The sequence below is a fragment of the Pseudarthrobacter sp. TAF60_1 genome, assembly GCF_052113505.1.
Lineage (GTDB): Bacteria > Actinomycetota > Actinomycetes > Actinomycetales > Micrococcaceae > Arthrobacter.
On sequence record NZ_JBFRDI010000012.1, the window covers coordinates 67,939 to 91,580 of the forward strand.

Below are 23,642 nucleotides of genomic sequence, written 5' to 3' on the forward strand. Positions count from 1 at the left end.
CCGGGATAGTCTTCTTCTCAAGCAAATTCAACAGCGCAGGGACGGAAATCGGACGTGGCAGAGCACGCAGGGTCAGAAAAATCAGGGAACGGCCCGCATTGGTGGCGCAAATTCAATGACAAGTTCGTGGTGGAAGAACGCTACATGGAACCCGGGGCGCGCAGGGCGCTTTACCGCACCGCGGTGATCCTGATGGGGGTGGGCACCCTGCTTTTCATCATCGCCTTGGTGGGTGTGGTGCAAAGCGGCACCGCACCGTGGGGACCGGACGAACCGGTCCGGGAGTGGCTGCTCGGGACCCGTTCAGAGACGCTCACCGGCGTGATGATCTTCCTCGCCATTATCTTCGGTCCTATTGCGTTGCCCATCATCGTCCTCGTGGTCACGGTGGCTTGGGGGTTCGCGGCGAAGCACGCCTGGCGGCCCATAGTCCTGGCAGCAGCCATGCTCACCGGCGTGATCGTTTCCCAGATCATCCTGCAGATCATCAGGCGGTCCCGCCCGCCGGTGGACCTGATGCTTTTTGGTGCCGACCACACGTTCTCGTTTCCTTCAGGCCACGTCCTGGGAGCTTGCGATTTCCTGCTGGTTGGAACCTTTCTGATCTTCTCGCGGAAAGAGAACCTGCGGTCCGCAGTGCTGGGATTTGTGGGGGCCGGAATTGGCATTGTGCTGGCCATTGCGAGCAGGCTTTACCTCGGCTACCACTGGTTCAGCGACGCCTTTGCTTCACTGTCCCTCTCGCTCGTCATCCTGGGCGCCTACATTGCGCTGGACACCTGGCGGACCGCCCGGATCCCCGGCGAAAAGATCACGGGCGAGCTTTCCAAAGCGGACGCTCCGGGCGACTAACTCCTGTGGCCAACCAGGCGGATGTCCGCCGCATATGCCTCACACTGCCCGGCGTCACTGAACGCAGCAGTTGGGGCCAGCCGGCGGGGTTCGCGGGAACCCTGATCGTACCGGCTGGCGGGTGGCCGCGGAGCGTGAGGAATAGCCCGGCGCCCGGCCGTTCGCGAACAAGCGCTACTGCTTGGTGGCCGATCGCGCGCGTTTGAGGGCCCGGTGCAATTTTGCGTTGGCCGCCTCGAGTTCCAGGACCTTTGAGACCCCGGCCAGGTTGAGGCCCTGTGCCAGCAACTCTCCGATGTGCAGGAGGAGGGCGATATCGGCGTCACTGTACTGGCGGGTGCCGCCGGACGTGCGGGCGGGCGTGAGGAGTCCGCGGGTCTCGTAGAGGCGGATGTTCTGCTGGCCTGTTCCGGCCAGTTGGGCGGCCACGGAGATGGCATAGACCGCCCGCCGGGCCTGGGGCTGCTGTGCACGTCCGGAGGGCGCTTCACTCATCTCTGCTCCCAAAAAATCCTGTCGAAAATGTCTTGCCTCAGTTTCGCACGGGTGCTATAAAAAATCTATATCCATCACCAGAGATATCTGAACGGTGGGTATGGCGCAGATTCATCCAAGATGCTGAAGGAGTGAAAAATGATGTTGATGCGTACGGACCCGTTCCGCGAACTGGACCGGCTCACCCAGCAGGTTTTCGGAACCGCGGCCCGGCCGGCGGCAATGCCTATGGACGCCTGGCAGGAAGACGGTGAGTTTGTTGTGGCCTTTGACCTGCCTGGCGTCAAGGTGGACTCCGTGGACCTGAACGTCGAGCGGAACGTCCTGACTGTGCGGGCTGAGCGCATTGATCCCACCCAGCCCAATGTTGAGTTGGTGGCCTCTGAACGTGCCCGCGGTGTTTTCAGCCGCCAACTGATCCTGGGGGACACGCTGGATACGGACCGCATCAAGGCCAGCTATGACCAGGGCGTGCTGACCCTGCGGATCCCCGTGGCAGAGCAGGCAAAGCCGCGCAAGATCGAGATCGAAACCAAGAGCCAGATGCACGAGATCGGAAAGTAGCCCATTTCCCGGGGCGCCGGCAGCCTGTTCCCGGCGCCCCGGCGCCCCGGCTCCGTGCCTCTGAGACCTCCGGAAACCGTCATGAACAGCCAACCGGACTACTACGACGTCCTGCGGGTGAAGCCCGCTGCCAGCCGGCAGGAGATCTCCCGCGCCTACCGGACCCTGATGCGCACCCATCATCCGGACCTCGACGGCGGCCCGGCGGAGGGCGGCCCGGCGGAGGGCGGCCCCGCAGATGGCGGTGCGCTGGACCGTGGCGAGCTGCTGCAGATCATGCAGGCCTTCGCGGTCCTCCGTGACCCCGCGCGGCGCGCAGCCTACGACCGGAGCCGCACGGGCACAAGCGCAGGTACAGCCACGCAGGGCGCCGGCCCGATCGTCATCCCGGTCCGACGTGTGAACCGGCGTAACGTGCCGGCAGGCAACACCATCAGGATCACCCCGGTCCGCTGGGAAAGCGGGCCCTGGGCATAACCGCAAGCAACCTTAGGAGCAGCCTCATGAGCGATTGGCGTCGCTACGATTCCCATCTGATCCCCGCCTTCCATGAGCGTTTCGAAGCGCGCTGGGGCAAGGGCACCGCCCCGTTCCTGGATCCCGAGGCGCACGAAGAACCGCTTCCGCGGGCTCAGTGGATCAACCCCGCAACCGGTGCGGCGCTGGCAGTGGTGCCGGTGTGGACAGCGGACGAGCGCCAGCAGCGCTCATTCGGGGTGTTCTATCTCCCGCCCGCCGGTGACATCTGGGTCCTCCGGCCCGGCTACACGGCCTACCTGGAACCGGCCGACGGCGACACCGAACAGCTTGTCACCCTCCGGAACGATGCCTACCGCAAGGCCGTGGCCCACGCCAAGGAATTCCTGTTCGGCTCACAGTAGGCCGGGCGCAGGGAAGCCGGGTGCGTGACCGGGCCCGGCCGCAGCATCCGACCCGCTGCCCAGCAGGCTGCGGGTGAGGGTTTCGGCGTCGGCCATCAGATCCTCGACGGCGGCACTGAGGTGGAAGTCCGACACCGGATCGTTTTCCAGCGCAGCGGCAACCACAGCATGGCGGACAAGTTCGCGGGCAAAGGACGCGGTGGTTCCTTCGGTCTGTGCCGCGGCGGCATCGAGGGCCTCAGGGCTGAAACCCACCAGGCGGCCGTACAGTTCCAGCAACCGCACCCGTTCGGCGTGGGCCGGCAGAGGGATTTCGACGGCGAGGTCCACCCTGCCGGGTCGCTGTGCCAGCGCCCGCTCCAGCATGTCCGGGCGGTTGGTGGTGAGCACAAACGCCACGTCGGCATCCCTGTCCAGCCCGTCCATGGCGTCCAGCACCTCAAACAGCAGCGGCTGGGGCCCGTGCCCGAAGCTCCGGTCCTCGGCGATGAGGTCGCAGTCCTCCAGCACCACAATGGACGGCTGAAGGGCGCGCGCCATGCGCGCCGCTTCCGCGATCCGGGCGAGCGAACCGCCCGAGAGGAGGATCGCCGTCGAGCCTTCACTCTGGCTGAGCAGGTGCCGGACGGTGTGCGTCTTGCCCGTTCCCGGCCGGCCGTAGAGCAGGATGCCGCGTTTGAGGTGCTGGCCGTGGTCCCGAAGCGACTCGCGGTGGGTGGCGATTCCTACGGTGTGGTCCACCACCTTCTGCAGCAGACCCTCGGGCAGGATGACGTCCGACGCCGGCAGGCTGGGGCGGTGATGAAACGTCACCCCCGCCGTGCTGGGGCCGTACTCGGACATCACCAGGGAAATGACCTGGCCCTTGAGGACGCTGTTGTTCTCCATCCGGAGGCGGAACTCTGCGAGGAACTCAGTGGCAGCGTCCGGGCTACCGGCCATCACCTCCAGCGTGGCGGTCTGGCGCCCGGAGCGAGGTTCGGCGTTGCGCTGCAGGACCGCCAGCGGGCTCCCGCCGAAGGCGAAGAGCCGCAGGCCCATCGCCACGGCCTGCCGCTGCTTGTCCGGCCCCACCGCCAAGTTGGCATAGTCGGGCTGGGCCAGCGGGAACTGGGGAAAGAGCTGGGACTGCTGGACCATGTCGCTGAAGGACTGGTGGTGGCGCTGGCCGCCGCCGCCGATGCCCACCAGCCGGGCGGCATGGTCCTTCGCAGCGAGTTCCGCCATCACGATATCGGCGTCCACGAACCGGTGCTGCGGGATGGTCTCCTCCACCACGGAGAGCCCCTCGGCCGCGACGCCGAGATGTTCGGTCAACGCCTGAAGGAGCTGTTGGCCCTTCTGCTGCCGGTGGCTTCCGGCCTGCGCCAGCTGGACCAGCGCGCCAAAGTTGTCGATGAACTTCCCCAGTTTTTCATCCATGCCCAGACCCTAGCAGCCTCCCTCGCCAGCGGTGCCCCGGGTATAGCATTCTGAGTGGTACCCGTTCCACGTTTTCTCATCACTAAGGGCTGACGCCAATGCATATTTCCGCCAAAGACCTGGCAGCCCTCATCCCCGCGGACTTCACGTTGGGTGTGGCCACCGCAGCCTTCCAGATTGAAGGCGCGCTCACCGAGGACGGCCGGGGCCCGGCGGGGTGGGATGTCTTTTCGGCTAAGCCCGGGTCCATTGTTGAGGACCACAGCCCGGCCGTCGCCTGCGACCACTACCACCGCATGCCGGGGGATGTGGCACTCATGAAGCAGCTCGGCGTCGACTCTTACCGGTTCTCCCTCTCCTGGTCGCGGATCCAGCCCCAGGGGAGCGGCCCGGTGAACCCCGAGGGCCTGGCTTTTTACGACCGGCTCCTGGACGAGCTGCTCGCCAACGGCATTTCCCCGATGCTGACGCTCTATCACTGGGACACGCCGCTGGCACTGGACGACGCCGGCGGCTGGATGAACCGGGACACCGCCTACCGCCTCGGGGAGTTCGCCGCTATCGCCGCGGAGGCTTACGGCGACAGGGTGGCGCGGTGGTGCACCATCAATGAACCTGCCACGGTCACCACGAACGGTTACACCCTGGGGCTGCATTCGCCCGGCGAAGCACTCATGCTCAACGCGCTGCCCACCGTGCACCACCAGCTGCTGGGCCACGGGCTGGCCCTGCAGGCGTTGCGGGCGGCAGGTGTCCCCGGTGAGGTCGGGATGACCAACGTGTACTCGCCGATGGTCCCCAACTCGATCAACCCTCTGGACAAAATCAGTGCCAACCTGATGGACCTTGCGCAGAACCGGCTGTACGCCGATCCTGTCCTGAAAGGTAAATATCCGGACCTCATCCGGGCCGCGAAGTTCTTCGGCTCGTTCGATCACCCCGACGAGGACATGGAGATCATCTCCCAGCCGCTGGATTTCTACGGCCTGAATTACTACATGCCCACGAAAGTTGCCGTCGGCCCGGGCGAAGGCGCGGTGCCGGCGAGCATGGCGGAGGCGATGGGCAGCGACCTGAGTGCTGCGGGCAATGGCGGCACGCCGTTCCACGTGGAGACCTGGCCCGAAGCCGACATCACTGCCTACGGCTGGCCGGTGAAACCCGAATACATGAAGGTGGCGCTCAAGGAGATGGCCGAGCGCTATCCGGATCTCCCGCCGGTGATCATCACCGAAGGCGGGGCAAGTTTCGAGGACATCATTGTCCGCGACAAGTCCACCAATACCACTTTCATTCCGGACGAGCGGCGCCTGAAGTACCTCTCGGACCACATCGAGTCGGCACTGAAGGCAACATCCCCCGGCGGTGAAGCCGAATCGATCGAGCTGCGCGGCTACTACGTATGGTCGCTGCTGGACAATTTCGAATGGTCCGCTGGGTACAACCAGCCGTTCGGCCTGCTCCACGTTGATTTCGAGACCTTGGAACGCACACCCAAGGCTTCTTACTTCTGGCTTCAGGAGCTCATCGAGGAGCGGAACCTGGCCGCGGCGGCGGGTGCCGCCGTCGCGCAGGCTGCCACTGACGAACCGGACGCAGCGGCAATGCCCGACGACGACGTGACCTCAGGCACCGCCGCCTGACCTGCGCAGCCCGGCGGTACCGGGCCGGGCGGGCGCTAGAGCAGGTCCAGGACCTTGAGCTGCTTGGCCATTCCCGCACCGTCAGGCGAATAGATCCAGGGCACCACCGAGGTGGTGTGGTCGCCGTCCTCAGAGTGCCCGCCGGCAAACACTGACTCGCTGACGGAGAGCTGCCGGATGGCGATGGCCGCCACCATGTCGCCGTGGTCCTGGGCAAAACCGGAGTAGATCTCTTCATCGTGCTGGCCGTTGTCGCCGATCAGCAGCCAGCGCATGTCCGGGAATTCCTTGGCCAGGCGTTCCAGGTTGCGGTTCTTGTGCTCCTGCCCGCTGCGGAACCAGCGGTCCTGCGTGAGGCCCCAGTCCGTGAGCAGCAGGGCGCCGGAGGGGTACATGTTCCGGCTCAGGAACCGCTTCAACGTGGGGGCAGCGTTCCATGGACCCGTGGACAGGTAGATGACCGGGGCGTCAGGGTGTTCAATGGTGAGCCGGTCCAGCAGGACCGCCATGCCGGGAGTGGCCATCCGCGCCCGTTCGCTGAGCACAAACGTGTTCCAGAGTGCCAGGAACGGCCTCGGCAGCGCGGTCACCATCACGGTGTCATCGATGTCCGAGACGATGCCGAACTTCGCGTTGGCATCGATCACCTGGATGAGCGTTTCCACCGGCTCGGTCCCGTCCGCCCGCAGGACGGCAGTGTGCCAGCCGGGGGAAAGCTTGACGTCCACCACGGTGTCGATCAGCCCGCCCCGGTCCGCCTTGACCTGGGCGGTGACGTCGCCGATGGTGATTTCCACCCCAGTGTGCTGCATGGGGACGCTGGTAAAGGCCCGCCAGCCGCGGACGTTCTGGGTACCGTTGAGGGCTGCATGTTCGGCCAAGCTGCCGGGGGTGGGCTTCCTGGTGAGGAGGACACGTCCGAGGACACGCACCCACCCGCTGGATGATCCGTAGCCCTGGTACGCGATGGTTTGCGGTGCGAAATTCCAGCGTCCGGCGAGCCGGACCCGCGTCCCGTTAACAGCGTCCGAGATCCGGTGGGCCAGACGGAAAAGCTGCGTGCCCGAAGGCTGTGCCGGGTGCGGGGTGTTCTGGGGAGCCCTGTCCATGCCTCCACTCTGCCACAGCGCACCGCCGCGCAGGGCACATGCGGCGGTACCGTCGTCGTGCGTGACGTCAGCCGGCGCCTATGAACCAGCGCAGTGTTTCGGCGTTCCGCACGGCGTTCCCGCCGCCGTCGTTATTGAAATAGGCATAGACATCGAGGTTGGCCCCGGCCCATTCACGGATGCGGGCCGCCCACCACTGCAGGTCCTCGTCGGAGTAGGAACCGCCGTAGAGGTGCTCATGGTCGGGGCCGTGGAGCCTGACATAAACGAACGGTGCCGTGGCACGCAGAATGCAGGGGAGCTGGGCGCCGCTCATGATGCAGTATGCGGCGCCGTGCCGTTCCAACAGGGCGTAAACATCGGCATGGTCCCAGCTGGGGTGCCGGAACTCAACCGTCACCCGGATCCACCACGGCACTGCGCCGAGGAAATAATCCAGGCGCGCATCATCGCGTTCCATTTGCGGTGGGAGCTGGACCAGCAGGACGGCCCGTTTGTCGCCCAGCTCATGCCAGCACCGGCCAATCCGCTCCAGCCACACCTCCGGTGCGTAGAGCTTTTTGCCGTGCGTCAGGCCGCGGGGAGCCTTCACTGACATGGCGAACCCGTCCGGGAGGCGGCGCTGCCAGCTGGCGAAGGACGTATCCCGTGGCCAGCGGTAGAAGCTTGCGTTCAGTTCCACCGTGCTGAAGCGGGCAACATAGTGCTGGAGCCTGTCCCGGGCGGGGAGGCCCGACGGATACAGCACGCCCTCCCAGTGGTCGTAGCTCCAGCCTGACGTGCCGATATGAATGGCCATACCTAGCTGGTTCCCATCGGTGAAGGGTGCATTATGGTGCCTCCGGAGTTTCGGGGACGGGCCTTGGACATAGGCTACCGCGCCGGATGCGGCCGAAGTGCTGGTCACAGTGTCCGCGCCCGTCTGCCGCTTTCCCCTATGAGGGGTGTCCTTGTGGCAATGTAATGTCATGGCGCGCATCGAGGATTATGCAGTTGTTGGCGACCTTCACACCGCCGCCCTGATCAGTACCGAGGGCTCGATCGACTGGCTCTGCCTGCCCCGCTTCGATTCCCCGGCCTGTTTCAGCGCCTTGGTTGATACGCCCGAGGCCGGTCGCTGGCTGTTGGCGCCCGAAAGTGGCGGCACCTGCACCAGGCGCAGCTACGTGGACGGCACCCTGGTTCTTGAAACCGAATGGGACACTCCGGAGGGCACCGTCAAGGTCATAGACTTCATGCCGCCACGTGACGAGGTGGCTGACATCGTCCGGATTGTGGAGGGAGTGTCCGGAAGTGTCAGGATGCACAGCGAACTGGCCATGCGGTTCGACTACGGCCACATAGTTCCCTGGGTGCGGAAGGACAAGCGTGGCCTGCACGCCATCGCCGGCCCGGACGCCGCCTACTTCGTCACCACGGCCCCCGTTCACGGCGAAAACATGCATTCGGTCAGCGACTTCACTGTTCATGCGGGAGAGCGCGTGCCCTTTGTCCTGACCTGGGCGCCCAGCCACGTTCCCCGGCCGCACACCGTTGACGCCGAGCACGTGTTGGGAACCACGCTGGCATACTGGCGGGGCTGGGCTTCCCAATGCACCTACAAAGGCAAATACCACGAGGCCGTAGCCCGGTCTCTGGTGATACTGAAAGCACTGACATATGCGCCCACCGGCGGCATTGTGGCCGCCGTGACCACTTCCCTGCCGGAACAAATCGGCGGTCCCCGCAACTGGGACTACCGGTATTGCTGGCTGCGGGACGCCACCCTGACGCTGCAGGCGCTGCTGGCTGCCGGTTACACCGCTGAGGCTGCTGCCTGGCGCGACTGGCTGCTCCGCGCCGTGGCGGGCGATCCGGCGGACCTGCAGATCATGTACGGCATCCACGGAGAGCGGCGGCTGCCGGAAATGGAACTGCCCTGGCTGGCCGGGTACGAGAATTCGAAGCCGGTGCGCACCGGCAACGGCGCCGCCGCGCAGCTTCAGCTCGACGTCTGGGGCGAAGTGCTCGATTGCCTGTCCCTGACCCGGAACTCACTGCTGAAACACACCGATGAATCCTGGGACGTGCAGGTTGCCCTGATGCAGCATCTGGAAACCATCTGGGACCAGCCGGACAACGGGCTCTGGGAAATGCGCGGGCCACGCCGCCACTTCACCCATTCGAAGGTGATGGCATGGGTGGCCGCCGACCGGATGGTCAAAGGCGTCCGCGACTTCGGTCTGCCGGGACCCGTGGAGCGCTGGGAGGCCCTTCGGGACACCATCCACCGGGAGGTCATGGCCAACGGCTTTGACCCCGTGCGCAACACCTTCGTGCAGTCCTACGGGCAGCCGGAACTCGATGCCAGCCTGCTGCTGATCCCCCGTGTGGGGTTCCTGCCGCCCGATGATCCCCGGGTGGTGGGAACCATCGACGCGATCCAGCGCGAGCTCACTGAGGACGGCTTCGTCCTGCGGTACCGTCCAGCTGACAGCGACGACGGACTTCCGGGGGACGAAGGCGTGTTTCTCGCCTGCTCCTTCTGGCTGGTGCAGGCGCTTCTGGGGGCCGGGCGAGCCGACGAAGCCACTGAGCTCTTCGAGCGGCTGCTCGAACTGCGCAATGATGTGGGCCTGCTCAGCGAGGAATGGGCAGTCACGGCCGAGCGGCAACTGGGCAATACACCGCAGGCCTTCAGCCACTTCGCGCTTGTGACAAGCGCCCTTGAGCTGCATCAGGATATGGTGCGCCGGAGTGATACCCCTATTTCGCCGGAGGCAGAAAGGGTGGGGCAGTAACGCCTTGGCGGCCCCACCGCTTCAACTCCGCCGGAGAGGTAAGTAGACTTACTAAATACTCGCGGAGAGGTTACAAAGCCAGCGCCGCGACTGAACGAGGGGTGGTAACAATGGCCGGACACTTTGAGCTGGTTGACGCATCTGACGGCGGCTACAGGATAAGGATGCTGGATGGCTCAGGGAGCCTGATGGCGATCTCGGTGACCTTTCCCACGAAGCGCGCCGCAGTGGCCGGCATTGCGATGGCCCGGGAGATTGCGGGCACGGGCCTGATCAGGGACTGCAGCAGCAAAGGCGCCGGTGTGGTGATCCGGGACAAGGCTCGTCCGCTGTCCTCGCCGAAGGACAGTCCTGCTTCGAGGGGCAGGAAGGTTTCAAAGACCCCGCGTAGTACGGTCGGGTGATGGCCCCGCAAAGTCATGGCCCCGCCTCTTGGTGGCGGGGGGCCGTCCTTTTTGATGTTGACGGAACGTTGTTGGATACCGCCTACGTGCACACGTTGGCGTGGTGGCAGGCGTTCCGCCAGCACCAGCATGATGTGCCCATGTCAGCCATCCACTGGTGCGTGGGTATGGGCGGCGACCGTCTGGTGGACAGCCTCCTTCCCGCGAACCGGGACAAGGATGCGGATGCGGAAATCCTGGCCAGCCATGCTGCGGTTTTCGCGATGAACTGGCCGTCGTTGGGAGCGTTCGACGGCGCCAAGGACCTGCTTGCCCAGTGCCACGCGGGGGGACTTGCCGTCGCCCTGGCATCGTCTGCGCGCAAGGAAGACCTGGCCGCCAGCCGCAGGGCACTCGGAGCTGATGCTTTTATCCATGCGGCCACCAGCTCCAACGACGCCAAGGAAAGCAAACCCGCTCCGGACATTCTGGTGGCGGCCCTGGAGGCCGTCCATGTCCCGGCGGCCAACGCCGTCTACGTGGGGGATGCGGTGTGGGACATGAAAGCGGCCGCCGCACTGGGCATCCCGCCCATCGGGCTCACCTGCGGCGGCCGGAGTGCCGCCGAGCTGTTCGACGCCGGCGCCGCGGAGGTCTACGCAGGTCCGCGGGATCTGCTCGACAACCTGCAGGCGAGCGCCATCGGCAGGTTGCTCGCGCTGGAGTCGGGAGCCGGTGCTTCCGGAGCTGGTGCTTAGAGCCGCCGACCGTCAGGATTATCCGTATTCTCCCCGATGAAGCCTGCGTCCTCGGCGAGGTCGGCCTTGACCCAGGAGACGTTCACCGCAACGGACCCGTCGTCGTGCTTTTCGATCTGCTCAACCACCTCCGAGGCGGTAGCGCCCATGGCCAGAATGCGTTCCCGGTAGCTGGCCACCAGTTCCGTCAGGCTGGCGTCGGTCCATTCCCCCGGACGCATCCTGGTGGAAATCTCAACGGGCTCCGGCTGGTCCAGCGCCATGGCGGCGCCTCCTCACTATGGTCGCGTCACTTGTCCTTCCACGCTAGGGGCCGCGACTTCCTTGCACAAGGAAATTAGTCAGTGCACTTACGTTTTTCTGCTGAACCCGTTAGCGTCGAAGAGGGACACCCGCCCGGATCCGATAGAAAGGCAGACGATGAAGGCACTTACGTGGCAAGGCAAGCGCTCGGTCAGCGTGGAGAATGTCCCTGATCCTGTGATCCAGGAACCCACGGACGCAATTGTGAGGATCACATCCACGGCAATCTGCGGCTCGGACCTGCACCTTTATGAAGTACTCGGACCCTACATGCACAAAGGTGACGTCCTCGGGCACGAGCCCATGGGCATCGTGGAGGAGGTCGGCAGTGCCGTCACCAACCTGCACAAAGGCGACCGCGTGGTCATTCCATTCAACATCTCATGCGGCCACTGCTACATGTGTAAGCAGGGGCTGCAGTCCCAGTGCGAGACCACGCAGGTCAGGGAAAAAGGATCCGGCGCCGCTCTTCTTGGTTTTTCCGAACTTTACGGATCGGTCCCGGGCGGGCAGGCGGAATTCCTGCGCGTACCGCACGCAGACTACGGTCCGGTGAAGGTGGGCGCGGACCTACCGGATGAACGGTACCTGTTCCTCTCCGACATCCTTCCCACAGCGTGGCAGGGTGTGGCGTACGCGGACGTTGCGCCCGGTGGCACTCTCGCGGTGTTCGGGCTCGGGCCCGTGGGCCAGTTTGCCAGCCGGATCGGCGTCCACCGCGGGCTGCGGGTCATCGGCGTTGATCCGGTCGCGGAGCGCCGCGCTATGGCCGAGCGGCACGGGGTGGAGACGCTCGATTACAACAAGGATGTGGCGGATGAACTGCGGGAAATGACAGCCGGACGGGGACCGGACGCGGTGCTGGACGCCGTCGGAATGGAAGCACACGGTTCCCCGGTGGCCGGCTTCGCACACCATGCGCTGGGTCTCCTGCCCGACAAACTGGCGCAAAAGGCCATGGAAACGGCCGGGGTGGACCGCCTGGCCGCCCTGCATACCTCCATCGACGCCGTCCGGCGCGGCGGGACAATCTCGCTGAGCGGCGTGTACGGCGGCCAAGCCAGCCCCATGCCGCTGTTGACCATGTTCGACAAGCAAATACAGATACGGATGGGACAGTGCAATGTACGGCGCTGGACCGGTGACCTGCTTCCGCTCGTGGAGGACGACGCCGATCCCCTGGGTGTGATGGACCTCGTGACCCACCGCTCCGGCTTGGACGGTGCGCCCGCCCTGTACGAGAAGTTCCAGAAGAAAGAGGACGGCTGCATCAAGGTAGTCCTCAACCCCGGACAGTAAACCGGACCCGGTTTTCCGCAAAAAGAGGTGGAGGCTCAAGCGGTAGGGCCCTACAGCGGTAGGAGTGCGGAGAGGTCCGCGCGCAGTCCGGACGCGGCCACCCGGTGCGCGGCCACTGCGTCCGCCCACGTCAATTGGCCGGTCACCAACGACAGCCAGGTGGCGGCGTCGCACTCGATGACGTTCGGCGGGGTGCCGCGCGTATGCCGCGGACCCTCCACGCACTGGGTGACGCCGAAGGGTGGCACCCGTACTTCCACCGAGTTGCCAGGCGCCCGGGCGGTCACCTCCTCCAGCGTGTAGCGCACCGCCGTTGCGGTGACGCTGCGGGGGAGGGGAGCGCCCGACGGCGTTGCGGCGGCTTCCCGCCATGCGGCCAGTGCCGCTGTGCCTTCGTCAATGCCGATCCTTCGGCGTGCGACAGCCATCAGTCGAGCAGTGCCGACACGGCCGGGCCCAGGCGGATCTTGCCCACCTCGTGGCTGCCGCCCATCACCGGGGCCACCACTTTTTCCAGGACGCTGGAGACGCCGGGGATGTCCACCGCGCCGGCGGCCGCGAGGAGCGTCAGACCCACCAGTGACGTGGCGCGCAGGTTCCCGTCCAGCATCTTGATGGCCACGGAGACGCCCTGGGGTGTGGCCATGGCCAGGACTCCCTCGGCGCCGATCTTGGCGATGATGCCCAGCTCGTCCATCACCACCGTGTTCGCCTCGCCCCGGCCCTGCACGGCCCAAGGGTAGTCGAGCATGGACGTGGCGATGGTGGCGGCGCGGGCGTTGGAGTTCTTGTCACCCGGCGCCTTGGCCAGCATGGAATAGGCGCGGGCCAGCCCGGTCAGCGAAATGGCGGCCACCGGAGCCCCGCACCCGTCAATGCCCAGGTGGGCGATCCGTTCTCCGCTGTATTCCTCAATTACACTGCGGACGCGCTGCTGGAGCGGATGGTTCGGCTCGAGGTAGCTGTGGGTGTCCCAGCCGTTTTCGGTACACGCCCACAGGAACGCGGCGTGCTTCCCGGAGCAGTTGAAGGCCAGCTTGGACCTGCCCTTGTCGGAGCGCAGCAGCCAGTTGCGGGCTGTCTCGTCCTGCGGCCAGGCTGCGGGGCACTGCAGTTGGTCTTCTTTCACGCCGGCGGCCTTCAGCATTCCTTCCACCACATCCATGTGGTCCAGGGAACCCACGTGGCTGCCGCAGGCCACGGCCACCTGCGCGCCGCGCAGGGGGACGCCGGATTGCATGGACGCCAGCGCCTGGAGCGGTTTAAGCGAAGACCTGGCGTAGAGGGGAGTCCTGATATCGCCGAGTTCGGTGACAACGGAGCCGTCGGCGGACAGGACCACGGCGGAGCCGATGTGCCGGGACTCCACAAAGCCACTGCGTTCAACGACGGCAAGTTCGACGGCGGAGTCCACGGTAAAAGTGGCGTGCGGGTTGTGCGGCATGTTGCCAGTCTAGGGGCGGTCCCGCCGATTTCCGGGCTACTCCACGGTGACCATCACCGACTGCCAGCCGGAGGCGCCGTCGGGGACGGGATCCGCCCGCTGGTCCGTCTGCACTTCACCAGTCCCGTCCGTGGCCCTTACCTTGATGTAGTGCGGCCCCGGTGTGGCATCCCAGTCGAAGGACCACTGGCGCCACGTTATCAGGGAGGCCTCGCTGGTCAGGACGGCTTCGGCCCACGGGTTGTTGTCGATCTGGACTTCCACCTTGGTGATGCCGCGGGTCTGCGCCCACGCTGTGCCGCCGATGGCCACCCGGCCTGCCGGCACCTTGGCGAAGGACTTGGGCACCTCCACCCGGGCCATGGTCTTGATGGGGCCGCGCTCCGACCAGCCGCGCTGGGTCCAGTAGGCCTTGTGGTCCGCGAACCGCGTCACCTCCAGGTCCACCACCCACTTGGTGGCGGAGACGAACCCGTACAGCCCTGGCACCACCATGCGCACCGGGTAGCCGTGTTCCAGGGGGAGCGGCTCACCGTTCATGCCGATCGCCAGCATGGCATCGCGGTCATCCTGAAGGACCTCCAACGGTGTGGAGGCACTGAAGCCATCGATCGACGTCGAAAGCACCATGTCCGCACCTGCCTGGGGCCGGGCCCGTTTGAGGACCTCGCGGATGGGCAGCCCGAGCCAGCGCGCGTTCCCGGCCAGGTTTCCGCCCACCGGGTTGGACACGCAGGTGAGGGTTACGTGCGATTCGATGAGGTCGGCGTCGAGCAGGTCCTGGAAGCTCAACCGGACTTCCTGCTCCACCAGGCCGTGGACCCGGAGCTCCCAGTCCTTGGCATTGATCTCCGGGACGCTCAGTGCGGTGTCAATGCGGTAGAAGTCGCCATTGGGCGTCAGCCACGGCGTCACGCCGGCCACCGGGGACTGCACGCCCGCGGGTACGGCCGCCGCGGGTTTGGCGGGCATCGGCAATTGGAGGGCTTCGCGGGCTTTGGCCACGTTGCTGCGGGCGGCACTGAGCAGGCGTCCGCCGGTGGCCGCGATCCCGGCGCCCACGACGGTGATCCCGGCGGCGGCGAAGAAACGGCGGCGGCTGGAGGCGGGCCGGCCGGGTTCCTCGGCACCAGTGTCTGCAGGTGCCTCCGGCCAAGTCTTCAGCCGCCAGAGCGGAGCCACCAGGAGCCGCAGGACCACCAGGCCGGCCACCGTGCCCAACACCGAGGGGATCGCATCCAGTGGCTGGACGCCCGCGCGCGTCACCACGCTGGCCACAATGACGGCGCCCATCAGCAGCACACCGGCCACACCCAAAGCCCACCTGCGGTAAGCCACTACGCCCAGCACGCAGGCCAGCAGGAAGATGGTCAGTCCCATCCCTGCGAACAGGGCCGCCTTGTCGTTGGTGCCGAACGTTTCGACAGCAAAATTCTTCATCCACAGCGGGGTGAAGTCGACGAAGGTGGAACCGAGGGCAATGATCGGGGTGGCCCGCGCCGTAAAGAACGCTCCGATCAGCTCCGCAACGGAAAGTACGACGGCGGCAGCCGCCACGCCTGCCAAAGCAGCGAGCGCAGCGGGTTCCTTGAGCCAGTTCAGGAGCTTCTTCATGGTGTTGGTTCGGCGCGGCAGGCCCTGCGGATGGTTAGGGATGGCTGGGCAGGGACGAAGCTGAGGAACACCCCTTAGGAAAGGGCAGGGTGCACAAAGTACCCTTGGACACTGTGAAGGTACTCGTCATTGGCCCTGGAGGCCGCGAACACGCCATTGTCCGCTCCCTGCTCGCCGACCCCAACGTCTCCGAAGTCCACGCAGCGCCCGGCAACGCCGGCATCAGCAAACTGGTACCCACCCACAAGATTGACGGGAACGACCCCGGCGCTGTGGCGGCCCTGGCTACCAAGCTCGGCGTGGACCTGGTGGTGGTGGGCCCGGAAGCTCCACTGGCAGCCGGAGTGTCCGACGCCGTCCGTGACGCCGGCATTCCCGTCTTCGGCCCCAGCAAGGCCGCAGCCCAGCTGGAAGCCTCCAAAGCGTTCGCCAAGGAAGTCATGGCTGCGGCGGACGTTCCCACGGCCATGGCCATGGTGGCCACAAATGCCGAGGAAGCTGCCTCGGCGCTGGACACCTTCGGCGCACCGTACGTGGTGAAGGACGACGGCCTGGCAGCCGGCAAGGGCGTGGTGGTCACCAAGAACCGGAACGAAGCCCTGGCCCACGCGCAGTCGTGCTTCGACGCCGGCGGCACCGTGGTGATCGAGGAGTTCCTGGACGGCCCCGAAGTTTCCATCTTTGTCCTGTGCGACGGCCACAACACCGTTGCCCTGTCCCCGGCCCAGGACTTCAAGCGGATCTTCGACAACGACGAAGGCCCCAACACAGGCGGCATGGGTGCCTACACCCCGCTTGAATGGGCGCCCGCCGGGCTGGTGGATGAAGTCATTGAGCGCGTCGCACAGCCCACCGTGAACGAAATGGCGCACCGCGGCACACCCTTCGTTGGCGTGCTCTTCGTTGGCCTTGCGCTGACGTCCCGCGGCACCCGCGTCATCGAGTTCAACGTCCGCTTCGGCGACCCCGAGACCCAGGCGGTGCTGGCCAGGCTCAAGACGCCGCTCGGTGCCCTGCTGCTGGCAGCTGCCAAGGGCGAACTGGACAAGGCGGATGAGCTGCGCTGGTCCAAGGAGACCGCGGTCGCCGTCGTCGTGGCGTCCGAAAACTACCCGGACACTCCCCGCACCGGTGACCGCATCCGTGGCCTCAAGAAGGTGGATGAGCTGGAGGGCGTGCACGTGATCCACGCGGGAACCGCGCTCGACGACGACGGCAAGGTTGTTTCCGCCGGCGGCCGGGTGCTCGCGGTGGTGGCCCTCGGCACCGACCTGGTGGAGGCCCGTGAACGGGCGTACGACGGCGTGGAGCTGGTTCAGCTGGAAGGCTCGCAGTTCCGGACGGATATTGGACGCAAAGCTGCCCGCGGCGAGATCAAGGTTGCCTCCAGCGCAACCGGATCGCTGCCTGTCACGAAGGCGAAGGCATAACATGACTGAGACTCCCGCCCAGGAACCCCAGCGCGGCCTGCGCACGGCAACCCTTGACCTGGCCGGCTGGAAGCACATCTATTCCGGCAAGGTCCGCGACTTGTACGAACCTGCGGACGACTCCGTCCGCGAGCAGGTTGGCCAGGACTGTGTCCTGGTGGTGGCCAGCGACCGCATCAGCGCCTACGACCATGTCCTGGCGAGTGAAATCCCGGACAAGGGCCGCATCCTGACCCAGCTGAGCCTCTGGTGGTTTGACCAGCTGGACGTGGAGCACCACGTGCTGGCGTCCACCGTGGAAGGCGGAGTGCCCGCGGCCGTGGAAGGCCGGGCCATGATCTGCAAGAACCTGGACATGTTCCCCGTGGAGTGCATCGCCCGCGGCTACCTCACCGGCACCGGTTTTCTGGAGTACAAGGCATCCGGCACGGTCTGCGACATCCCCCTGCCCGAGGGCCTGGTGGACGGTTCACGGCTTGAAAAGCCCATCTTCACGCCGTCCGCCAAGGCCGAGGTGGGCCACCACGATGAAAACATCACCTACGACGCCGTGGTGGGCATGGTGGGCGATGACATCGCGGGGCGGCTGAGTGAACTTACCTTGAAGATTTACTCCACTGCGGAAAAGATTGCCCGTGAACGCGGCATCATCCTGGCTGACACAAAGGTGGAGTTTGGCTACGACGCCGTCTCCGGTTCAATTGTCCTCGGCGACGAGGTCCTCACACCGGATTCGTCCCGCTTCTGGGACGCCGCCACGTACCAGCCCGGGCAGGCGCAGCCGTCCTACGACAAGCAGTATGTCCGCGACTGGCTGACCTCGGCCGAATCAAGCTGGGACAAGAACTCGGACACGCCTCCGCCCGCATTGCCCGAGGACGTGGTGGCCCGTACCCGGAGCCGCTACGTTGAGGCCTACGAGAAGCTGACCGGCCGGACGTTCGCCTAAGCCGCCTCCGGCCTGGCCGCTGCCGGCGTCAGCTGGCCTTGGAGTTCTTCGCGGTGGCGGCAGCCCGCTCCTGGGACAACCTGATTTCCAGGATCGCGTCCAGGGACTGCTGGACGAGATCCTGGGCTCCGGCGGAGCTGAACGCCTTCTGTGCTTCCTGCAGGTACACAAGGGCTTCGTCAGCTTCCCCCGCCGCTTTGAGTGACTTGCCCAAAAGCAGGGAAACCTCGCCGGCCGTGTGCTTGGCGAGAGCCTCGCGCTGGGCGTGGATGTCGCGCAGTTTGTTGATAGCGGCAACGATGTCGCCGGTGAGGTACAACCAGCGGGCACGGATGAAGGCGACTTCGAGCTCATCGCTCTTCATTTCGTAGACGATGGAAAAAGCAAGCTCGGCCCGTTCGATCGAGGCCAGCGTCTCAGGTTCCACGATGCCGGCCTGAAGCCGTACGGCAGCCGACGCTTTGTTGAACCGGGCCCACATTTCGATGTCATTGGCCGGGGAAAGCAGCTTCGCGGCACGTTCGTGTTCCTTGACTCCCTCTGCGTAGTCGTGCCGCATGAAGGCCACGTTGCCCACTACCCAGGCGACTTCACCCGCAAGCTGAGCATTCGTATTCTCATCAACCTGGGCGACGAGCTGCTGGCAGTATGTCCATGCCTCGTTCAGGCGACCACTTTCTGCCAGAGCCCCGATGAGGACCCGCAAGGCGCCGGTAATAATGGTGGAACTTGGAGGCAGCTGCTCGGACAGCTTCATGGCTTCCATCGCTTCGTCTACAGCGGCTGACAATTGACCCTGGCGCTGCAACACGGCTGCAAGCATTTGGCGGGCACGAACCCCGAGGCCCACGGATTCCCTGGCCATCGGGTGCTCGATAAGGCGTTCGGTGATCCGCTGGCACTCCAACAGATCACCGTGCCGCACCAGGCACTCGGCCTGCATGTAGGTCATATTCCACCAGGCGCTGGTGTTCTTTCCTTCGAGGGCAATCTTTGCAGCCGTGGCGGCATGGCTGGCGGCAAGCTCGTAGTCGCGGAGGTCCCATGCCTGGCGGGCGTAGAGGCCAGCAAGGACATATTCAGCGTCGCTGACCGAGATGGGCTGGCTCCAGGCTTCCAAAGCCTTGGGCGCCAATTCCAATCGGCGGGCGAGTTCGTCGATTACCTCGGCGGTGGGCTCGCGGCGGCCGGTCTCAAGGAGCGAAATGTAGCTGGGGGAATACAGGTTCTTGCCGAGTTCAGCTTGAGTCATCCCGCGCTCAAGTCGCTCCGCTCGAAGCTTTTCCCCGAAACCATTACCCACGGGATCCCTCCTTATTCCGGACCGTCTTTGTACGCAAAGCTTGACAGGCCCTGTGGGATCCATTTTACAATAAGTGTCAACAAGGACGTGCTGACTTTGTAACGAATCCGACTCGTATTGAGGAACTCACATGTTCAAGAAGATAGCGGCAGCCGCCGTCCTAGCCGGCGCCCTTGCATTCTCTGCAGCCGCCCCAGCAGTCCTGTCCGCAGGTTCCATTTCAGATAACACGGGTGTAGCTGTTGCCAGCGGTAACTGGCCGAATCCCATGTCTGCAAAGGTGAAGGGTGATAAGAGCACTACGGGTACGGGCACCACGTACACCACGCTCAGCGGTAACTGGCCCAACCCGATGTAAGAAATCCTTTCCGGAGGCGTTAGCCCCGAAGCATGGTTTCCATGCTTCGGGGCTATTTCTTTGCCCTCGGCTACTTGTCCTCCGGCTTTTTGTCCGCAGGCCGGGAAGTCAGGACATGCAAAAAGAGGGCCTCCCTGGGGAGACCCTCTTCTCAAATGGTCGGGATGACAGGATTTGAACCTGCGACCTCGTCGTCCCGAACGACGCGCGCTACCAAGCTGCGCCACATCCCGATCCGCTGCAAAAGCAACTTTACAAGAATAACGGATGCCTGCCCGGATGCGAAATCGGCCCCCACCGGCAGCACCCAGAACTCAGACCAGAGAGTCTTTCCAAGCGCCGTGGAGATCCGCGAACCGTCCGCCACCGCCAATCAGATCCGCTGGCGTACCGTCCTCGACAATCCGGCCGTCGTGGACCACCAGTACCCGGTCGGCAGTCTCCACGGTGGAGAGCCGGTGGGCGATGATCAGCGCCGTCCGGCGTGAACCCGAGGCACTTGCCGGAGTGCCGCCGTCGGACGTTCCCCGCAGGAGCCGCGCCAGTCCGTTCTGAACCAAACGCTCGGAAGGGATATCCAGGGAGGAGGTGGCCTCATCGAGGATCAGCACGGCGGGCCGGGCCAGGAACGCCCGTGCGAAACTGATCAGCTGCCGCTGCCCCGAGGAAACACGGCCGCCACGTTTGTTGACGTCGGTGTCGTAGCCCTCGGGGAGGTGGGTGATGAAGTCGTGCGCGCCCACGGCACGCGCGGCACCCTCAATCTCGTCGCGGGAGGCCTCCGGCCGGCCCAGGGCAATGTTGTCCGCCACGGAGCCGCTGAACAGGAACGCCTCCTGCGTGACCATCACGATGTTCCGCCGCAGGTCTGTGGTGCTGAGGCTGCGGAGGTCCACACCGTCCAGGGTCAGGGAACCCGAGGAGACGTCGTAGAAGCGGGCGATCAGCTTCGCCAGGGTGGACTTCCCGGCACCGGTCTGGCCCACCAGGGCCACGGTCTGACCGGCGGGGATGTGCAGGTCCATCGTGGGGATGACCACGGGCCCGTCACCGTAGCGGAACTCGACGCCCTTGAAGTCCACCGTGCCCCTGGCATCGCGAAGCTCCACAGCGTTCTTGGGCGGGCGGACTGTGGGGACCTCCTCCAGCAGCCCGGACACCTTCTCCAGGGCTGCCTGCGCGCTTTGGAACGAGTTGTAGAACATCGCCATCTGGTCCACCGGCTGGAAGAAGCGCTTGGTGGACAACATCAGAGCCAGCAGCACGCCCACCGCCAGATCCCCGCCCAGCACCCGGAAGCCGCCGAACAGCAGGACCACAGCCACGCAGACGTTGCCTATCAGCACCAGGCCGGGCTGGAAAATGCCGTTGAGGTTGATGGAGCGCACTGTAACGCGCCGGTAGTCCTCGGACAGCTGGCCGTACTCCTCAGCGTTCTCCTGTTCCTTGCGGAACGCCTTCACGGCGCGGATCCCGGTCATGGTTTCCACAAAGTGCACAATCAGCCGGGCGGACACAACGCGCGATTCACGGAATGCGATCTGGGAGTGCTTCTGGTACCAGCGCGCCAGGAAGAACATGGGCACACCGGCAGCCAGGACAATCAACCCGCTGCGCCAGTCCAGGGCAAACACCGTGATGGCGGTGAAGATCATGAACAGCAGGCCCGAAGCGAGCGAGCTGACACCGGAGTCCAACAGTTCCCGCAGGGCCTCCAGGTCCGAGGTCTGCCGGGCAATGATGCGGCCCGACGTGTATTTCTCGTGGAATTCCAGGCTCAGCCGCTGGGTGTGCCGGAACACCCGAACGCGAAGGTCCAGCAGCATGGCCTGGCTGAGCCGCGCCGTGGAGGTGACGTACAAGGAGGTGAGTCCCGCCGTCGCGATCGCCGCGAGCAGGTAGGCCACGCCGGTGAGTACCAGCGGGAGGTTGTCCCCTGCCTGTAGGGCCGGGAGGGCGTGGTCGATGCCGAAGGCGATCAGCGCAGGCCCAGCCACACGGGCGGCCTGGGAAAGGACCACCGTGGCGATGGTCAGCCAGAACCTGAGCCGAACCGGACGGATCAGCTTGGCAAGCAACGCGAGAGACCGCCGTCGGACGGTTTTGCTTTCCGCCTTGCTGAGGTGGGCGTTGTCCTCGTTGGCGGTGCCGAAGGTTGCGTTGCTCATCGGGTGATTTCCTCTGCGTCTGCCGCTTCCTCAAGCTCGGACAGTTCCGTATCCAGGTCCCGTGGTTGGGGGTCGAGGCTGGCAATGACGTAGCGGTAGTGGGGATTGTGCGCCAGCAGTTCCGTATGGGTTCCGACGGCGGCGATTCGGCCTTCCTCGAGCAGCGCCACCCGGTCGGCCAAGGCCACGGTGGACGGGCGGTGCGCAACGATCAGCGTGGTGGTGTCCTTCAGGACCGTACGGAGCCGGGTCTCCACCAGCTCCTCGGTGTGCACGTCGAGGGCGGAGAGGGGGTCATCCAGCACCAGCACGCGGGGCCGCGCCGCGATGGCCCGGGCGAGAGCGATCCGTTGGCGCTGCCCGCCGGACAGGCTCAGGCCTTCCTCGCCGATGAGCGTGTCCACGCCTTCCGGCAGCGAGTACGCGAAGTGCGCCTGCGCCACGTCCAGCGCTTCGTCCAACGCTTCTTCGGACCGGTCCGTTGCCCCCAGGAGGACGTTGTCCCGGACGGAGCTGGAGAACAGGGTGGTGTCTTCGAACGCGACAGCCACCATGCGCCGAAGCTCCGCGACGTCGAACTCGCGCAGGTCCACGCCATCGATGGTGATGGAACCGGCCGTGACGTCGTACAGGCGCGGGACCAGCTGGATCAGCGCACTCTTGCCGCTGCCGGTGATGCCCACCAGCGCCATGGTTTCGCCCGGCCGGACCGCCAGGTTGATGTCCGTGAGGATGGGCTTGTCCGGCGCGTCCTCGAACGCGAAGGTGGCGTTGTTGAAGCTGAGCGCGCCCTTGGGGTCCGAGGGCTTGCGCGGGGCCGGGGGACTGGTGATGGTGTTGACCGAATCCATCACCTCGAAGTGTCGGTCAATGGCGGTCTTGGCCGTCAGCGCCATGGCCAGCAGCATTCCGGAGAATTCCACCGGTGTGGCCACCACCGCGGCAGTGGCGAAGAACGCCACCAGGGCGCCGATGCTCAGCTGGCCGCTGGCGCACAGCGTCACCCCCACCACCAGCCCGGCGCCCAGTGCGAGTTCCGGGAGCAGCGTGACCACCATGGTGAAGGTCGCCTGGTGTTTGGCCTTGGCGATTTCGGTCTGCCGCAGCTCCTCGGCCTGCTCGTTGAAGTTCTCCAGGGCTTCGCGGCTGCGGCCGAATGCCTTCAGTACGCGGATCCCGTGAACGGACTCCTCCACAGTGGTGGCGAGGTCGCCGGCCTGATCCTGGCTGCGGCGCGCCACTTTGCTGAAGCGGGTCCGGAACCGGAAGCTGTAAGCCATGATGGGCACCGCGGCGGCCATGAAGATCAGCGCCAGCTGCCAGCTCATGGAGAACATCACCACAATGCCGATCACCACGGTGAGGGTAGTGACCACCAGCATGATCGCACCAAAGGCCATCCAGCGGCGCAGGAAGTTCAGGTCCGTCATGGCGCGGGAGAGCAGCTGGCCGGACCCCCAGCGGTCGTGGAAGGACACCGTCAGGTTCTGCAGGTGCCCGTAGAGGGATACCCGCATCCGGGTTTCCACTGTGGTGGCCGGGTTGATCACGAACTGCCGCCGAAGCGCCACCAGGACGGCCTCGGCGACGCCCAAGAGCAGGATGACGACGGCGGCAGTCCAGACGGCGTCCTGGGCACCACCGGGTTTCAGTGACTCATTGATGAGGACGCGCAGCACCTGGGGAATGGTTAGCGCAACCAGGCTGGCCAGCAGGGCGCTGATCAGTCCCAGCACCAGCCGGGGGAGGATCGGCCTGACGTGGGGATAAAGACGGCTGATGGATCTGAAAAATGAGGTCTGCTTGGCCATGCCCGCTTCTCAAGCTATAAAACGAATGTAGTTTCCCGTAGCAACTACCCTATGTTATTGCGTGAGCTGATTCACA

General features: G+C 65.3%; 23 protein-coding genes and 1 tRNA gene. 12 read left to right on the forward strand and 12 right to left on the reverse strand.

The features are described from left to right. Positions 1-54: 54 nt before the first annotated feature. Positions 55-852, forward strand: coding sequence for a phosphatase PAP2 family protein (locus tag AB4Y73_RS14330; protein WP_441872548.1), 798 nt, complete (start codon positions 55-57; stop codon positions 850-852). A 174-nt stretch (positions 853-1,026) separates the two neighbouring features. Here AB4Y73_RS14330 and AB4Y73_RS14335 read toward each other — a convergent pair whose 3' ends face one another. Further along, a complete protein-coding gene (locus AB4Y73_RS14335; RefSeq protein WP_441872549.1) occupies positions 1,027-1,347 on the reverse strand; it encodes a MerR family transcriptional regulator in 321 nt (106 codons plus the stop codon). 141 nt (positions 1,348-1,488) lie between these two features. Between AB4Y73_RS14335 and AB4Y73_RS14340 the strand changes: the two genes are divergently transcribed. The 3 genes from AB4Y73_RS14340 to AB4Y73_RS14350 all read left to right on the forward strand — a co-directional run bounded on the left by AB4Y73_RS14340 (position 1,489) and on the right by AB4Y73_RS14350 (position 2,792). Continuing rightward, positions 1,489-1,911 carry an Hsp20/alpha crystallin family protein gene (locus tag AB4Y73_RS14340; protein ID WP_441872621.1) on the forward strand — a complete coding sequence of 141 codons (423 nt, stop codon included), beginning with the start codon at positions 1,489-1,491 and terminating at the stop codon, positions 1,909-1,911. Between the two features lie 81 nt (positions 1,912-1,992). Continuing rightward, on the forward strand, positions 1,993-2,388 hold the full coding sequence (locus AB4Y73_RS14345) for a J domain-containing protein (RefSeq protein ID WP_441872551.1): 396 nt from the start codon (positions 1,993-1,995) through the stop codon (positions 2,386-2,388). Between the two features lie 26 nt (positions 2,389-2,414). Further along, the gene (locus tag AB4Y73_RS14350) at positions 2,415-2,792 is read left to right on the forward strand and encodes a hypothetical protein (RefSeq protein ID WP_441872552.1); all 378 of its coding nucleotides are present in this window, start codon (positions 2,415-2,417) and stop codon (positions 2,790-2,792) included. Here AB4Y73_RS14350 and AB4Y73_RS14355 read toward each other — a convergent pair. After that, the gene (locus AB4Y73_RS14355; protein WP_441872553.1) at positions 2,784-4,214 is read right to left on the reverse strand and encodes an AAA family ATPase; all 1,431 of its coding nucleotides are present in this window, start codon (positions 4,212-4,214) and stop codon (positions 2,784-2,786) included. The genes AB4Y73_RS14350 and AB4Y73_RS14355 overlap by 9 nt on opposite strands. A 98-nt stretch (positions 4,215-4,312) precedes the next feature. Here AB4Y73_RS14355 and AB4Y73_RS14360 point away from each other — a divergent pair, with 98 nt between their 5' ends. Beyond that, entirely contained in the window at positions 4,313-5,857 is a 1,545-nt protein-coding gene (locus tag AB4Y73_RS14360) for a glycoside hydrolase family 1 protein (RefSeq protein WP_441872554.1), read from the forward strand. 35 nt (positions 5,858-5,892) lie between these two features. Here AB4Y73_RS14360 and AB4Y73_RS14365 read toward each other — a convergent pair whose 3' ends face one another. Next, on the reverse strand, positions 5,893-6,966 hold the full coding sequence (locus tag AB4Y73_RS14365) for an App1 family protein (protein ID WP_441872555.1): 1,074 nt from the start codon (positions 6,964-6,966) through the stop codon (positions 5,893-5,895). 67 nt (positions 6,967-7,033) lie between these two features. Next, on the reverse strand, positions 7,034-7,765 hold the full coding sequence (locus AB4Y73_RS14370; RefSeq protein WP_441872556.1) for a DUF72 domain-containing protein: 732 nt from the start codon (positions 7,763-7,765) through the stop codon (positions 7,034-7,036). 169 nt (positions 7,766-7,934) lie between these two features. Between AB4Y73_RS14370 and AB4Y73_RS14375 the strand changes: the two genes are divergently transcribed. The 3 genes from AB4Y73_RS14375 to AB4Y73_RS14385 all read left to right on the forward strand — a co-directional run bounded on the left by AB4Y73_RS14375 (position 7,935) and on the right by AB4Y73_RS14385 (position 10,887). Continuing rightward, a complete protein-coding gene (locus AB4Y73_RS14375; RefSeq protein ID WP_441872557.1) occupies positions 7,935-9,746 on the forward strand; it encodes a glycoside hydrolase family 15 protein in 1,812 nt (603 codons plus the stop codon). A gap of 110 nt (positions 9,747-9,856) precedes the next feature. Continuing rightward, positions 9,857-10,150, forward strand: a complete 294-nt coding sequence (locus AB4Y73_RS14380; RefSeq protein WP_441872558.1) for a YegP family protein — start codon at positions 9,857-9,859, stop codon at positions 10,148-10,150. After that, positions 10,150-10,887, forward strand: a complete 738-nt coding sequence (locus tag AB4Y73_RS14385; RefSeq protein ID WP_441872559.1) for an HAD family hydrolase — start codon at positions 10,150-10,152, stop codon at positions 10,885-10,887. The genes AB4Y73_RS14380 and AB4Y73_RS14385 overlap by 1 nt, the downstream gene beginning before the upstream one ends. On the opposite strand, the gene AB4Y73_RS14390 is transcribed toward AB4Y73_RS14385, so the two are convergent. Next, positions 10,884-11,150, reverse strand: a complete 267-nt coding sequence (locus AB4Y73_RS14390; protein WP_441872560.1) for a hypothetical protein — start codon at positions 11,148-11,150, stop codon at positions 10,884-10,886. The genes AB4Y73_RS14385 and AB4Y73_RS14390 overlap by 4 nt on opposite strands. Before the next feature lie 157 nt (positions 11,151-11,307). Here AB4Y73_RS14390 and AB4Y73_RS14395 point away from each other — a divergent pair, with 157 nt between their 5' ends. Then, positions 11,308-12,489, forward strand: a complete 1,182-nt coding sequence (locus tag AB4Y73_RS14395; protein WP_441872561.1) for a zinc-dependent alcohol dehydrogenase — start codon at positions 11,308-11,310, stop codon at positions 12,487-12,489. Positions 12,490-12,539: 50 nt separating this feature from the next. On the opposite strand, the gene AB4Y73_RS14400 is transcribed toward AB4Y73_RS14395, so the two are convergent. Genes AB4Y73_RS14400 through AB4Y73_RS14410 form a run of 3 tightly spaced genes read right to left on the reverse strand, consistent with a single transcriptional unit; the run spans position 12,540 to position 15,547 of the window. Next, entirely contained in the window at positions 12,540-12,917 is a 378-nt protein-coding gene (locus tag AB4Y73_RS14400; RefSeq protein ID WP_441872562.1) for a sterol carrier family protein, read from the reverse strand. Next, the gene (locus tag AB4Y73_RS14405) at positions 12,917-13,933 is read right to left on the reverse strand and encodes an asparaginase (protein ID WP_441872563.1); all 1,017 of its coding nucleotides are present in this window, start codon (positions 13,931-13,933) and stop codon (positions 12,917-12,919) included. The genes AB4Y73_RS14400 and AB4Y73_RS14405 overlap by 1 nt, the downstream gene beginning before the upstream one ends. 36 nt (positions 13,934-13,969) lie before the next feature. Then, positions 13,970-15,547, reverse strand: a complete 1,578-nt coding sequence (locus AB4Y73_RS14410) for a molybdopterin-dependent oxidoreductase (protein ID WP_441872564.1) — start codon at positions 15,545-15,547, stop codon at positions 13,970-13,972. Between the two features lie 113 nt (positions 15,548-15,660). Here AB4Y73_RS14410 and purD point away from each other — a divergent pair, with 113 nt between their 5' ends. Further along, positions 15,661-16,977, forward strand: coding sequence for a phosphoribosylamine--glycine ligase (gene purD / locus AB4Y73_RS14415; protein WP_441872622.1), 1,317 nt, complete (start codon positions 15,661-15,663; stop codon positions 16,975-16,977). A gap of 1 nt (position 16,978) precedes the next feature. Next, positions 16,979-17,926, forward strand: a complete 948-nt coding sequence (locus AB4Y73_RS14420; protein WP_441872565.1) for a phosphoribosylaminoimidazolesuccinocarboxamide synthase — start codon at positions 16,979-16,981, stop codon at positions 17,924-17,926. Positions 17,927-17,954: 28 nt separating this feature from the next. Here the strand turns inward: AB4Y73_RS14420 and AB4Y73_RS14425 are convergent, their stop codons facing one another. Further along, positions 17,955-19,229, reverse strand: coding sequence for a helix-turn-helix domain-containing protein (locus AB4Y73_RS14425; protein WP_441872566.1), 1,275 nt, complete (start codon positions 19,227-19,229; stop codon positions 17,955-17,957). A gap of 130 nt (positions 19,230-19,359) precedes the next feature. On the opposite strand from AB4Y73_RS14425, the gene AB4Y73_RS14430 reads away from it, so the two are divergent. Beyond that, complete coding sequence (locus AB4Y73_RS14430; RefSeq protein ID WP_441872567.1) at positions 19,360-19,587, forward strand: hypothetical protein; 228 nt, start codon at positions 19,360-19,362, stop codon at positions 19,585-19,587. Positions 19,588-19,743: 156 nt separating this feature from the next. Here the strand turns inward: AB4Y73_RS14430 and AB4Y73_RS14435 are convergent. The 3 genes from AB4Y73_RS14435 to AB4Y73_RS14445 all read right to left on the reverse strand — a co-directional run bounded on the left by AB4Y73_RS14435 (position 19,744) and on the right by AB4Y73_RS14445 (position 23,566). Next, a tRNA-Pro gene (locus AB4Y73_RS14435) sits at positions 19,744-19,820 on the reverse strand. Positions 19,821-19,901: 81 nt separating this feature from the next. Further along, a complete protein-coding gene (locus AB4Y73_RS14440; protein ID WP_441872568.1) occupies positions 19,902-21,755 on the reverse strand; it encodes an ABC transporter ATP-binding protein in 1,854 nt (617 codons plus the stop codon). Continuing rightward, positions 21,752-23,566, reverse strand: coding sequence for an ABC transporter ATP-binding protein (locus tag AB4Y73_RS14445; RefSeq protein WP_441872569.1), 1,815 nt, complete (start codon positions 23,564-23,566; stop codon positions 21,752-21,754). Before AB4Y73_RS14445 ends, AB4Y73_RS14440 begins: the two co-directional genes overlap by 4 nt. Between the last annotated feature and the right edge of the window lie 76 nt (positions 23,567-23,642).